Origin of the sequence: Burkholderia sp. WAC0059, assembly GCF_002870125.1 — a bacterium.
Lineage (GTDB): Bacteria > Pseudomonadota > Gammaproteobacteria > Burkholderiales > Burkholderiaceae > Paraburkholderia.
The window spans coordinates 226,675-239,663 of sequence record NZ_PNEO01000001.1; the positions used below are offsets into that span (position 1 = coordinate 226,675).

The 12,989-nt window shown below is 72.1% G+C and carries 12 protein-coding genes; all 12 read left to right on the forward strand.

The annotated features are described in order from the left end of the window. The first annotated feature begins 3 nt into the window (after positions 1-3). The 12 genes from CY652_RS01020 to CY652_RS01075 are packed head-to-tail and all read left to right on the forward strand — an operon-like array spanning position 4 to position 12,977. Positions 4-255: an acyl carrier protein gene (locus tag CY652_RS01020; protein ID WP_102128812.1), complete on the forward strand. Its 252-nt coding sequence runs from the start codon at positions 4-6 to the stop codon at positions 253-255. A 5-nt stretch (positions 256-260) separates the two neighbouring features. Beyond that, positions 261-872, forward strand: a complete 612-nt coding sequence (locus CY652_RS01025) for a hypothetical protein (RefSeq protein WP_102128813.1) — start codon at positions 261-263, stop codon at positions 870-872. Then, the gene (locus tag CY652_RS01030) at positions 869-2,563 is read left to right on the forward strand and encodes an AMP-binding protein (protein WP_102128814.1); all 1,695 of its coding nucleotides are present in this window, start codon (positions 869-871) and stop codon (positions 2,561-2,563) included. The genes CY652_RS01025 and CY652_RS01030 overlap by 4 nt, the downstream gene beginning before the upstream one ends. After that, the gene (locus tag CY652_RS01035) at positions 2,560-4,275 is read left to right on the forward strand and encodes a glycosyltransferase family 2 protein (protein WP_102128815.1); all 1,716 of its coding nucleotides are present in this window, start codon (positions 2,560-2,562) and stop codon (positions 4,273-4,275) included. The genes CY652_RS01030 and CY652_RS01035 overlap by 4 nt, the downstream gene beginning before the upstream one ends. Beyond that, positions 4,259-5,824 carry an HAL/PAL/TAL family ammonia-lyase gene (locus CY652_RS01040; RefSeq protein ID WP_102128816.1) on the forward strand — a complete coding sequence of 522 codons (1,566 nt, stop codon included), beginning with the start codon at positions 4,259-4,261 and terminating at the stop codon, positions 5,822-5,824. The genes CY652_RS01035 and CY652_RS01040 overlap by 17 nt, the downstream gene beginning before the upstream one ends. After that, positions 5,817-6,248 (forward strand): acyl-CoA thioesterase, encoded by a 432-nt coding sequence (locus CY652_RS01045; protein ID WP_102128817.1) that lies wholly within the window; start codon positions 5,817-5,819, stop codon positions 6,246-6,248. Before CY652_RS01040 ends, CY652_RS01045 begins: the two co-directional genes overlap by 8 nt. Further along, complete coding sequence (locus CY652_RS01050; protein ID WP_102128818.1) at positions 6,236-6,940, forward strand: LolA family protein; 705 nt, start codon at positions 6,236-6,238, stop codon at positions 6,938-6,940. The genes CY652_RS01045 and CY652_RS01050 overlap by 13 nt, the downstream gene beginning before the upstream one ends. Next, positions 6,937-9,342, forward strand: a complete 2,406-nt coding sequence (locus tag CY652_RS01055; RefSeq protein WP_102128819.1) for an MMPL family transporter — start codon at positions 6,937-6,939, stop codon at positions 9,340-9,342. The genes CY652_RS01050 and CY652_RS01055 overlap by 4 nt, the downstream gene beginning before the upstream one ends. Further along, positions 9,339-10,523 carry a beta-ketoacyl-[acyl-carrier-protein] synthase family protein gene (locus CY652_RS01060; RefSeq protein WP_102128820.1) on the forward strand — a complete coding sequence of 395 codons (1,185 nt, stop codon included), beginning with the start codon at positions 9,339-9,341 and terminating at the stop codon, positions 10,521-10,523. The genes CY652_RS01055 and CY652_RS01060 overlap by 4 nt, the downstream gene beginning before the upstream one ends. 8 nt (positions 10,524-10,531) lie before the next feature. Beyond that, the gene (locus CY652_RS01065; protein WP_102129010.1) at positions 10,532-11,029 is read left to right on the forward strand and encodes an ApeP family dehydratase; all 498 of its coding nucleotides are present in this window, start codon (positions 10,532-10,534) and stop codon (positions 11,027-11,029) included. Next, positions 11,026-11,751 (forward strand): 3-ketoacyl-ACP reductase FabG2, encoded by a 726-nt coding sequence (locus tag CY652_RS01070; protein ID WP_102128821.1) that lies wholly within the window; start codon positions 11,026-11,028, stop codon positions 11,749-11,751. The genes CY652_RS01065 and CY652_RS01070 overlap by 4 nt, the downstream gene beginning before the upstream one ends. Continuing rightward, positions 11,751-12,977: a beta-ketoacyl-ACP synthase gene (locus CY652_RS01075; protein ID WP_102128822.1), complete on the forward strand. Its 1,227-nt coding sequence runs from the start codon at positions 11,751-11,753 to the stop codon at positions 12,975-12,977. Before CY652_RS01070 ends, CY652_RS01075 begins: the two co-directional genes overlap by 1 nt. Positions 12,978-12,989 lie beyond the last annotated feature (12 nt).

A 12,989-nucleotide genomic window follows, 5' to 3' on the forward strand; every position in this document is an offset into this window, starting at 1 on the left:
ACCGTGACCGACGTAGAGATTCTTGAGCGCATCCGGGCCATCTTTCACGAAAACTTCGCCATCGAGCCCGCGCGGGTCACGCCCGAGGCCAACCTGTTTGAGGATCTCGACCTCGACAGCATCGACGCCGTCGACCTCGCGATCAAGCTGCAGGAGATGACGGGGCGGCGCATCAAGCCCGAGGAATTCAAGTCGGTGCGCACGGTCGGCGACGTCGTCGGCGCAGTCGAATCGCTGCTCGCGGAACAGGGCTGACTCGCATGCGGCCGTTGCGCGAGGCGAGCGGCATACGGCGGTGGGCCGGGCCCGCGCTCAAGCTCGCCTATCCGCTCCTGATCCTCGGCGCCTGGCACTGGGGCGCGCCGCGCTACACGGGCGCGTTGCTGCTCGTTCTCCTCTGGTTGCAGCGGCGCTTCGGCTCGGGCGTCGTCGCGGATTCGCTGCGGCAACTGAGCCGACTCGACTGGGGCGTCGCGGCCCTGCTGAGCGTCGCTTCGGCGGCGATCGTCGTCACGAACAGCGCGCTGCTGCTGCGGCTTTACCCGTCCCTCATCAACGCCGGCCTGCTCGTCGCGTTCGGCGCGACGCTCGTGCGCGGGCCGTCGATGATCGAGCGCTTCGCGCGGCTGCGCGAGTCGTCGCCGGGGCCGCACGCGGTGCGCCACATGCGCTGCGTGACGCAAATCTGGTGCGGCTTCTTCGCGCTGAACGGCACGTTTTCCGTCTATACGGCGCTGCGCTGGTCGCGCGGCGCCTGGTCGCTCTACAACGGCGCGATCGCCTACGGCCTCATCGGCGCGCTGCTGCTCGGCGAGCTGGCGTGGCGGTATCTCGTCGTGCTGCCGAAGGCGGCGCGCTCGGAGGCGGCATGATCGCGTTGCCGGACCTGCTGGCATCGGGCCGGCCGCCCGAAACCGCGGTCTGCATCGACGGCGCCGCGTCGATCGACTTCGCCGTTTTCCGCGCGCGCGTGCTCGCCGTCGGCGAGGCGCTCGCGGCGCGGCCGGAGCAGCGCTACGCGCTCTGCATCGAAGATCCGTTCGACTTTGCCTGCGCGCTGTTCGCGCTGTGGGCCGTCGCAAAGGCGCCCGTCGTGCCGCCGAACGCGACGCCGGCTTGCCTCGCCGAGCTGGCGTTCGCCTACGACGCCGTGCTTGCGGACGCCGACCTGCGCGCCTTCGATGCCGTGCCGGCCTCGCACGCCTCGCATGCAATGCGGGCCGGCCGACCGATCGAGCCCGAGGCGTCGCTGACGCTGTTCACGTCGGGCAGCAGCGGCACGCCCAAGGCGATTCACAAGACGCTCGCGCAGCTCGACGCCGAGGTCCATACGCTCGAGGCCCAGTGGGGCGCGCTTGCCGCCGGAGCGACGCACGTGTCGGCCGTGCCGCATCACCACATCTACGGCCTGCTGTTCCGCCTGCTCTGGCCGCTCGCGGCCGGCCGGCCCTTCGACCGCGCGAACGGCATCGAGCCGCAGCGGCTCGGCGAGCGGCTTGCCCGGCACGGCGCCGCGCTCGTCGTCTCGACGCCCGCGCAGCTTTCGCGCTGGCCCGACCTGCCCGGGTTCGCGTCGCTCGCTCCGGCGCCGCGCGCGTTCTTTTCGTCGGGCGGCCCGCTCGACGAGACGACGGCGGCCCGCTACGCGCAGACGTTCGGCGCGGCGCCGCTCGAAATTTACGGCAGCACGGAAACCGGCGGCATCGCCTGGCGGCGCCGCGACCTGACCGACGCCTGGCAACCGATGCCGGGCATCGACGTTCGTATGGATGACGAAGCGCTCGAAGTCCGCTCGCCCCATCTCGGCCACGCGCGCTGGCATCGCACCGACGACGCCGTCGCTTTCGACGCGGACGGCCGCTTTCGGCTGCGCGGCCGTCTCGACCGCGTGCGCAAGCTCGGCGGCAAGCGCGTCTCGCTGGCCGAACTCGAAATGCGGCTCGCGCAGCATCCCTACGTGGCGAAGGCCGCCGTGACGCTGCTCGAAGGCGCGTCGCGCGAGCGGCTCGGCGCGCTCGTCGTACCGACGGAGGCGGGCGCGGGCGCGCTGCTCGCCGACGGCCGCGTGGCGGTGACGAAGGTTTTGCACCGCCACCTGGCCGAACGCTTCGACGCGGTCGTGCTGCCGCGCCGCTGGCGGTTCCGCGCGGCGCTGCCGTTCGACGCGCGCGGCAAGCTGCCGGCCGCGGCCGTGGCGGCGGCGTTCGCCGCGCGCGAAGAAGGGTTCGAGCTGCTGGCCGAGGCGAGGCACGGCGGCAAGACGCACTACGCGCTGCGCGTGCCGGCGACGCTCGCGCATTTCGCAGGCCACTTCCCGGGACTCGCGATCCTGCCCGGCGTCGTGCAGATCGACTGGGCGATGCGGCTCGCGGCCGACGAGACGCCCGAGGTCCGAACCTGCGTCTCGATCGACCGGCTCAAGTTCATGGCGCCCGTGCCGCCGGGCGCACTGCTCGACCTTACGCTCGCGCACGACGCCGCGCGCGGGCGCGTGCAGTTTTCGTACCGCCTGCGCGGGCGCGACTGCGCCTCGGGCGTGTTCGTCTATCGGGGCGGCGCATGAACCTGCGGCCCTGCATCGTGATTCCGATATACAACCACAAGGACGAGATTGGCACGACGCTCGCGCGTCTCGCGCCGCACGGCCTGCCGTTCGTCGTCGTCGACGACGGCAGCGACGAGGCCACGTGCGCCGTGCTCGGGGACCTCGCCGCGCGCTACGCGGGGCGGCTCACGCTGTTGCGCCTGCCCGTCAACGGCGGCAAGGGCGCGGCCGTGATGGCCGGCCTGCGCGCGGCGCGCGCCGCCGGCCATACGCACGCGCTGCAGATCGACGCCGACGGCCAGCACGACGCCGACGACGTGCCGCGCTTCGTCGAGGCCGCGCGGCAGTGCCCCGGCGCGGTGATTCTCGGCCGGCCCGTCTACGACGGGAGCGTGCCGAAGGCGCGGCTCTACGGGCGTTATCTGACGCACGTCTGGGTCTGGATCGAAACGCTCTCGCTGACGATCCGCGATTCGATGTGCGGTTTCCGTCTCTATCCGCTCGACGCGGCCTGCGCGCTGATCGACCGCGTCGCGTTGCCGACCCGCATGGATTTCGACATCGAGATTCTCGTGCGGCTCCACTGGCGCGGTCTCGCGTTCCACTCGATTCCGACGCGCGTGACCTACGCGGAAGACGGTCTGTCCCACTTCGACGTGCTGTGGGACAACCTGCGCATCAGCCGTAGCCATGCGCGTCTCGTGGCCGGCATGCTGGTCCGTCTGCCGCTCTTGCTCGCGCGTCGCGCGCGACCGCGCGCAGCGCCGGCCGCCGCCGATGGCACGCGCTGGTGGCGCCACGCGGAGCGCGGCAGCCGGCTCGGCCTCGCGCTGCTCGCGTTTAGCTGCCGCACGCTCGGCCTGCGCGTGACGGGGTGGTGGCTGCATCCCGTCGTCGCCTATTTCCTCGTGACGGGGCGCACGGCGCGCGAGGCCTCGCGCGCCTATTTCGCGCGGCTGGCCGCCGTCGCGGCGCGCGGCGAGAGCACGCCGGCGCCGGGCTGGCGCTCCGGCTACCGGCACATGCTGGCGTTCGCGCAGGCGGGCCTCGACAAGCTCGCGGCCTGGCTCGGCCGCATCGGCGCGCACGAGGCGTATTTCGACGATGCTTCGGCCTTCGACGCGCTCGTCGCGAGCGGCCGCGGCGCGCTCGTGATCGGCTCGCACCTCGGCAACCTCGAGATGACCCGCGCGCTCGCGGCACGCGGCGCGCGCGCGAACGTGACGGCCGTCGTCCACACTGAGCACGCGCGCCGCTTCAACGGCATGCTCGTGGCGGCCCACGAGGATTTCTCGCGTCATCTGATGGAGGTGCGCGACTTCGGCCCGCAGACTTCGATGCTCATGCAGCAGCGCATCGACGCGGGCGAATTGCTCGTGATCGTCGGCGACCGCGTGCCCGTGCGCGCCGCCGGCGGCACGGTCGACGTCGAGTTTCTCGGCGCGCCCGCGCGTCTCGCGCAAGGGCCTTACGTGCTGGCCCATGCGCTCGGCTGCCCCGTCTACCTGTTTTTCTGCCTGAAGGAGCGCGACGGCCATCGCCTCTATTTCGAGCCGTTCGCCGAGCGCATCGCGCTGCCCCGCCGCGAGCGCGAGCGGCACGTCGCGCAATGGGCGCAGCGCTACGCCGCGCGACTCGAACATTACTGCCGCAAGGCGCCCTACCAATGGTTCAATTTCTTCGATTTCTGGGCGCAGCCCGAAGGGGGCGCGAATGAGCGGGCCTCGTAATCCGGACGCCGGCGCGGTCGCGATCGGCGGCCGGCGTCTTTCCATCGAGGACGTCGTCGCGATCGCGCGGCGCGGCGCCGCGGTCGAGCTGAGCGACGACGCGGCGTGGCGCGATCGCATCGAGCGCGGCGCCGCGTTTTTACGCCGCCATCTCGCGTCGGGCGCGACCGTGTACGGCGTCAACACGGGGTACGGCGACGCCTGCGTCGTCGACGTGCCGATGTCGCTCGTCGAGGCGCTGCCGCTGCAACTGACGCGCTATCACGGCTGCGGGATGGGCGAGCATCTCGACGACGAGGCCGTGCTCGCCGTCGTGGCGGCGCGTCTGAACTCGCTGGCCTACGGCTGTTCGGGCGTGCGTTTCGTGCTGCTCGAACGGCTCGCCGACCTGATCAATCATCGCGTGCTGCCGCGCATTCCGGCCGAAGGCTCGGTCGGCGCGAGCGGCGACCTGACGCCGCTCTCGTACGTGGCGGCGGCGCTCGTCGGCGAGCGCGAAGTCCGCTTCGACGGGCATCTGCGCCCGGCCGACGGCGTCTGGCGCGCGCTCGGCATCGCGCCGCTCGTGCTGGCGCCGAAGGAGGGCCTCGCGCTAATGAACGGCACGGCCGTCATGACCGGCCTCGCCTGTCTCGCGTTCGAGCGCGCGCAGCGCCTCGCGCGGCTGGCCGCGCGCCTCACGTCGCTCTCGACGGTGGCGCTCGACGGCCGCGCCGCGCATTTCGACGCGTTCCTGTTCGAGGCGAAGCCGCACGCGGGGCAGGCCGAGGCGGCGGCCTGGATTCGCGCCGACCTGGCCGGCCGCGACGACACGCCGGGGCACCGCCTGCAGGACCGCTACTCGATCCGCTGCGCACCGCACGTGATCGGCGTCGCGTGCGACGCACTCTCATGGATACGGCGCGACGTCGAGAACGAGCTCAACAGCGCGAACGACAATCCGCTCGTCGATCCCGACGGCGAGCGCGTCCTGCACGGCGGCAACTTCTACGGCGGCCACATCGCGTTCGCGATGGACGCGCTGAAGACGGCCGTCGCGAATCTGGCCGACCTGATGGACCGCCAGCTCGCGCTGCTCGTCGACGACAAGTTCAACAACGGTCTGCCGCGCAACCTGACCGGCGCGACGCCCGAACGCGCGCCGATCAACCACGGCTTCAAGGCCGTGCAGATTTCGTCGTCCGCGTGGACGGCCGAAGCGCTCAAGCTGACGATGCCGGCGAGCGTGTTCTCGCGCTCGACCGAGGCGCACAACCAGGACAAGGTCAGCATGGGCACGATCGCGGCGCGCGATTGCCTGCGGGTGCTCGAATTGACGGAGCAGGTCGCGGCCGCGCACACGCTCGCGGCCGTGCAGGCGCTGCGTCTGCGGCAGCGTCTGGACGCCGGCACGACGGTGCCGCCCGCGCTGCGCGCGTTCGCCGACAGCGTGAGCGCGCAGTCGCCGTTCGTCGACGAGGATCGCGCGCTCGAAGCGGAGCTGCGCGCGCTGACGGCGCGCATCGCCGGACGTTCGGACGACGACGACGGAGCGTTCCGCCATGACTGAACCGGACCGTCTGCTGACGGCGAGCGCGTCCGTCGAAGTGCCGTTCCACGACGTCGACGCGATGAACGTCTGCTGGCACGGCCATTACCTCAAGTATTTCGAGGCGGGCCGCGCGGCGCTGCTGCGCGCGTTCGACTACGACTACCGCGAGATGCGGGCCTCGGGTTATCTGTGGCCCGTCGTCGAGGCGCATCTCAAGTACGTGCGCCCGGCTGTCTACGGCCAGCGCCTCGACGTGCGCGCGCAACTGCTCGAGTACGAGAACCGCCTCAAGATCGGCTACGAGATCGTCGATTTCGCATCGGGCGAGCGCCTGACGAAGGGGTACACGATCCAGGTGGCCGTGGACGCCGACACGCACGAACTGCAATACGTGTCGCCGCCCGTCGTCGCCGAAAAACTGGAGCGCGTATGGCGGCGTTGAGCGCGAAAAGTCGCGGCCGGGCCGCGTCGTTCATTGCGCTCGTCGCCGTGCCTGGCGTCGCGATGGCGCTCGTCGCGCCGGCTGTCCCTGCCGCGCCGTCAGTCCCGTCGTCGGCCTCGCGCAGCGCGACGGCGGACGCGTCGCTCGTCGCGCAGATCGCCGCGCGTCTCGCCCGGGCGAACGGCATTCGCGCGCAGTTCGTCCAGACCCAGACCTCGGCGGCGCTCAGGCAGCCGCTCGTGAGCCGCGGCTCGCTCGTGTTCGTGCGCGCGTCGGGCGCGATCTGGCGCATCGACGCGCCTTACCGGACCGCCTGGGTCGTCACCGACACGGGCGAGGCGGCCGTCGGCCCGGACGGCCGGCGCGTGCCGGGCGCAAGCTCCGGCGGCGCGCGCGGCGTCGCCGAGGTGTCGCGGATGATGCGCGCGATGCTCGGCGGCGACCTGTCCGCGCTCTATTCGCAGTTCACGGTGCGTGCGGAAGGCACGCCGGCACGGTGGCACATGACGCTCGTGCCGAACCAGCCGCAACTGGCCCAGTCCATCGTCAGCATGGAAATGGACGGCGGCGACGCTCTGACGACGCTGCGCATCGCGCTCGCGCGCGGCGACACGCTGCGGATCGATTTCTCGAACGTCGTGCCCATCGACGCGCCGACGCCGGCCGAGCGCGCGCTGCTGGAGTCGCCATGACGCACGCGGGCAAACGGCCGGCGACGCGGCACGCCTGGCGCATCGGCCTCGCGTGGCTGTTGCTCGCGCTCGTCGCGGGCGGCTATTGCGCGTGGCGTTTCGCGCACGGCTCGCCGTTGCAGACCAATCTGCTCGCGCTGCTGCCGGCGACGGAAACCGATCCCGTCGCCGCGAAGGCGACCGGCCTGCTCGCGTCCGCGCTCGACGAGCGCGCGGTGTTCGTCGTCACGGGCAGCGACGACGCGCGCACGAAGGCCGCCGCGAAACGCTTCGGCGCGGCGCTGGCGGCAAGCGGCGCGTTCCGCTCGGTGACGGCGGCGCTGCCGCCGTTCGACGTTGCGCGGATCGTGTCGTTTTATCTGCCTTACCGGTTCGGCCTGCTCACGGCGGCGGACCGCGCGGCGCTCGCGGCCGGTCCTGACGCCTGGCGCGCGGCGCTGATGCAGCGGCTCTACAGTCCGCTTTATGGGCCGCTCGCGACCGGACTCGGCGACGATCCATTCGGCTGGCTCGCGCACTGGCTCGCCGGCCTGCCGCTCGCGACGTCGGCGTTGCAGATCGAGGACGGCCTGCTCGTCGCGCATCGCGGCGCGACGACGAGCGTGCTCGTGCTGGCGACGCTGCCGGGCTCGGCCTACGACACGAAGGTCCAGCGCGCCATCGACGCGGCGCTCGCCCGGGGCGAAACGGCGCTGGCCCAGGTTTCGCCGCGAGCCACGCTGGCGAGAACGGGCGCCGTGTTCTATGCCGAAGCAGCGCGGCGCACGTCCGAGCGCGAGATGCACCTGATCGGCATCGTCTCCGCGTGCGGCATTGCACTGCTGATGCTGTGGGTGTTCCGCTCGCCGTGGCTCATCGCGCTCGGCTTCGTTTCGACCGCGCTCGGCGTGCTCTGCGCGTTCGCGGCCACGCTGTTCGTGTTCGGCCAACTGCATCTGCTGACGCTGGTGTTCGGCGCGAGCCTGATCGGCGAGGCCGTCGACTATTCGATCCAGTATTTCGTCGTCTATCTCGGGCACGACGAGCGCTGGCAGCCGTGGCAAGGCGCGCGCGAAGTGCGGCCGGCGCTCACGGTCGCGCTGCTCACGAGCCTGCTCGGCTACGCGGTGCTGATGGCGGTGCCGTTTCCGGCGCTCAGGCAGATCGCGTGCTTCGCCATGGTCGGGATCGTCGCGGCGTTCGCCTCGGTGCTCTCGCTCTTGCCAGCGTTGCTGACGCGCGCGCCGAAGCGCCAGCCCCGGCAACTGTTCGCGCGCGCGGCGGCGGGGCTCGCGCGATGGCGCGCGGCGTTGCGCGGACGCCGGGCCGTACTGCTGGCCGCCGTCGTCGTCGCGCTCGCCGCGCCGGGCTGGCTGCGGCTCGCGAGCGACGACGACGTGCATCTGCTGATCCAGCGCGACGCGTCGCTGGCGGCGCAGGAAGCGACCGTGCGCTCGACCATCGGCGTCGACGACAGCGGGCAGTTCTTCGTCGTGCGCGGCGCCACGCCCGAACGCGTGCTCGAACGCGCGGAAGCGCTCGGCGCGAAGCTCGACGCCCTCGTCGGCGCGGGCAGGCTCGGCGGCTGGCAGTCGGTGACGTCGTTCGTGCCGTCGGCCGCGCGGCAGGCCGCCGACCGCGCGCTGCTGGCGCGCACCGTGTTCGCCGATCGCGGCGCGTTGCGCGCGCTGCTCGTTCGCAGCGGCTTTCGCGACGACGTGGCTAACGCCTGGCTGGCCGCGTTCGCGGACCCGCATCGTGCCGTGCTGACGCTCGACGCCTGGCTCGCGACGCCGTGGTCGGGGCCGTTTCGGCACCTCTGGCTCGGCGCGCCGGCCGGCGCGCAAAACGGCTATGCCGCCGTGGTGATGCCGCAGCGCATCGGCGCGGGCGCATTGCCGGCGCTGGCCGGCCTCGCGCGCGGTTCGCCCGGCGTGCGGTTCGTCGATCAGGCCGGCAGCGTGTCGCGTCTGTTCGGCCGGTATCGCGTCGAGAGCGGGCGCTGGCTGGCCGGCGTGCTCGCGCTCGTGTTCGGTTTGCTGGCCCGGCGCTACGGATGGCGAGGTGCGCTTCCGGTCATCCTGCCCGTGCTGCTCGCGATCGGCGTCGCGCTGGCGGCGTTCGGCTATGCCGGCGTGCCGCTCAATCTCTTCAACTGGCTCGCCCTGATGCTCGTGCTCGGCGTCGGCACGAACTACGCGGTGTTTCTGCGCGAAGGCTGTCTGCGGCGCGACGCTGACATCGGCGCCGTCTGGACCGGCGTGCTGCTCTCGGCCGCGACGACGACGCTCTCGTTCGGCCTGCTCGGCGCGAGCCCGATGCCGGCGCTGCGGAGCTTCGGCGCGACGCTGACGCTCGGCATCGTGACGGCGGCGTTGCTCGCGCCGATGGGCATGCCGGCCGAAACGGAGCGCACCGCATGACGCGCCCGCCCGTCTATCTGCACGCGCTCGGCATGATCAACGCGCTCGGCACCGACCTCGCGTCGATCGTACCGGCGCTCGCCGCCGCCGAAGCCCCCGGCATGGGGCCGGTCCCGACGGCGACCGGCGAGGCGTTCGTCGGCCGGGTGATGGCGCCGCTCGACTGCGCGCCGCCGGCCTCGCTCGCCCATTACGACTGCCGCAACAACCGTCTGCTGCTGGCTGCGCTCGCGCAGATCGCGCCGGCCGTCGAAGCCGCGCGCGAACGCTACGGCGCGCACCGCATCGGCGTCGTGCTCGGCACGAGCACGTCGGGCATGAGCGCGGGCGAGGCGGCCTTGCGCGAATGCTTCCGCACGGGCGCGCTGCCCGCCGGTTTCGACTACCGCCAGATGGAGATCGGCTCCGTCGCGCCGTTCGCGGCCGCCGCGCTCGGCCTGCGCGGTCCGGCCTATACGGTGTCGACGGCCTGCACCTCGAGCGCGAAGGCGTTCGTCTCGGCGCGCCGGCTGCTGCGTCTGGGCCTTTGCGACGCGGTGCTCGCGGGCGGCGTCGATTCGCTGTGCGAGCTGACGCTCCAGGGCTTCGCCTCGCTCGAGGCGATGAGCGCGGCGCGCGCCAATCCGATGAGCCGCAACCGCGCCGGCATCAACGTCGGCGAAGGGGCGGCCGTGTTCCTGATGAGCCGCGACGAAGGCGCCGTCGTGCTGGCCGGCGCCGGCGAGACGAGCGACGCGCACCACATCTCGGCGCCCGACCCGGACGGCGTCGGCGGCGAGCTTGCGCTGCGCGGCGCGCTGGCCGAGGCGGGCATCGCGCCGTCGCGGATCGCCTACGTGAATCTGCACGCCACGGCCACGCGCAAGAACGACGAGATGGAGGCCCGCCTGATGGCGCGGGTATTCGGCGACGGCGTGGCCGCGAGCGGCACCAAGCCGCTGACGGGCCACGCGCTCGGCGCGGCCGGCGCGATCGAACTCGGCTTCGCGTGGCTCGCGCTCGCGCGCGAGGACGTCGCGCTGCCGCGCCACGTCTGGGACGGCGAGCCCGACCCCGCGCTGCCGCCGCTCGACCTCGTCGGCGAGGTGCGCCGTCTGCCGCGCAACGGCGCGACGCAGTACGTCATGAGCAATTCGTTTGCATTCGGCGGCAGCAATGCCAGCCTGATCCTCGGCCGATGAACGACGCGATGAATTCCGCCGCCGGGTCCATTCCCGATTTCTCCCGTCTCGACGCCGTGCCGATCGGGACGATCCTGCCGCATCGCGGCACGATGCTGCTGCTCGAACGCGTGAGCGCGTTTTCCGACGAGGCGCTGACGGCCTGGGCGCGCGTGCGCGGCGACGCCTGGTATGCCGATGCACAGGGCGCCATGCCCGCATGGATCGGCGTCGAGCTGATGGCGCAGGCGATCGCCGCGCACGTCGGTCTGCTGGCGATGCGCGCCGGCGGCCATGCGCGTCCCGGCGTACTGCTCGGCACGCAGCGCTATACCGCCCTGGCCGCCGCGTTCGCGCGCGACGCGCAACTGCGCATCGACGCGCGCGAAGTGCTGCGCAGCGAGGCAGGCCACGGCGCCTACGAATGCGCGATCTCGCACGACGGCGCGCGCCTGGCTGAGGCCGTCGTCAAGGTGTTCCAACCGGCCGATTTCCGGTCATTCATCGAAGGGAGCTTTCACTCATGAGCCGGCGCGTTCTCGTTACCGGATCGAGCCGCGGCATTGGCCGCGCGATCGCCTACCGGCTGGCGGCCGACGGCTTCGCCGTCTCCGTGCACTGCCGCACCGGGCTCGACGAGGCGCAGGCCGTCGCGGCGGGCATCGCGGCGCAGGGCGGCACGGCCCGCGTGCTGCAGTTCGACGTGCGCGACCGCGCGGCCTGCCGCGAAGCGCTCGAGGCCGACGTCGCGGCGCACGGCGCCTATTACGGCATCGTCTGCAGCGCGGGCGTGACGCGCGACGCGGCCTTTCCCGCGCTCACGGACGAAGACTGGGACGTCGTGCTCGAAACCGGCCTCGACTCGTTCTACAACGTCGTGCATCCGCTCACGATGCCGATGGTGCGCGCGCGCGCGGGCGGGCGCATCGTGACGATCGCGTCGGTGTCCGGGGTGGTCGGCAATCGCGGCCAGGTCAACTACAGCGCGGCGAAGGCCGGCCTCATCGGCGCGACCAAGGCGCTGGCCGTCGAGCTCGCGACGCGCCATATCACGGTCAACTGCGTGGCGCCGGGGCTCGTCGAGACGGGCATGCTCGACGAGGTGCCGCTCGAGGCCGCGCTCAGGGGCGTGCCGATGGGCCGCGTCGGGCAGCCGGCCGAAGTGGCGGCGGCGGTCAGCTTCCTGATGTCGGACGGGGCCTCGTACATCACGAGGCAGGTGCTTGGCGTGAACGGCGGGATGATCTGATGAAGCGCGTCGTCGTGACGGGGATGGGCGGCGTGACGCCGCTCGGCAGCGACTGGGCCGGGATCGAGGCGGCGCTGCGCGGCGGCCGCAACGCGGTCAGGCGCATCGACGAATGGGATCGCTTTACCGCGCTGCATACGCGGCTTGCCTGCCCGTTGCCCGCGTTCGCCGCGCCGGCCGCCTGGCCGCGCAAGAAGACGCGCTCGATGGGACCGGTGTCGCTCTACGCCGTGCGCGCGAGCGAGCTCGCGCTGGCCGACGCGGGCCTCGCGGGCGATGCCTCGATCGCAGACGGACGCATGGGCGTCGCCTACGGCTCGTCGGCGGGTTCCGTCGAGCCGATCCGCGCGTTCGGCACGATGCTCGCGACGGGCTCGATGAGCGAGGTGACGTCGAACAGCTACGTGCAGATGATGCCGCACACGACGGCCGTCAACGTGAGCCTGTTCTGGGATCTGAAAGGGCGGATCGTGCCGACGTCGAGCGCGTGCGCGTCCGGCAGCCAGGCCATCGGCTACGCCTACGAGGCGATCGTCGCGGGCCGGCAGACGCTGATGCTCGCGGGCGGCGCGGACGAGCTTTCGGGGCCGACGGTGGCCGTGTTCGACACGCTCTACGCGACGAGCACGCGCAACGACGCGCCGCATCTGACGCCGAGGCCGTTCGACGCGGCGCGCGACGGGCTCGTGGTCGGCGAGGGCGCGGCGACGCTCGTGCTCGAGGAGTACGAGCACGCGCGCGCGCGCGGCGCGCGCATCCACGCGGAGATCGTCGGCTTCGCGAGCAATTCGGACGGCATGCACATCACGCAGCCGACCGCGCAGACGATGGCGCTCGCGATGCGGCTCGCGCTCGACGACGCGCGCCTGCCGGCCGAGGCCATCGCCTACGTGAACGCGCACGGGACGGCGACGGACCGCGGCGACGTGGCCGAGAGCCATGCCACGCAGCAGGTGTTCGGCGAGCGTATGCCGATCAGCTCGCTCAAGAGCTACGTCGGCCACACGCTCGGCGCCTGCGGCGCGCTCGAAGCCTGGTGGACGATCGAGATGATGAAGCGCGGCTGGTACGCGCCGACGCTGAATCTCGACGCCGTCGATCCGGCCTGCGCGACGCTCGACTATATCCGCGGCGAAGGGCGCGCCATCGACGCCGAATATGCGATGAGCAACAACTTCGCGTTCGGCGGCATCAATACGTCGTTGATCTTCAGGCGCGTCCCGTGAGCGAGGCCCGGG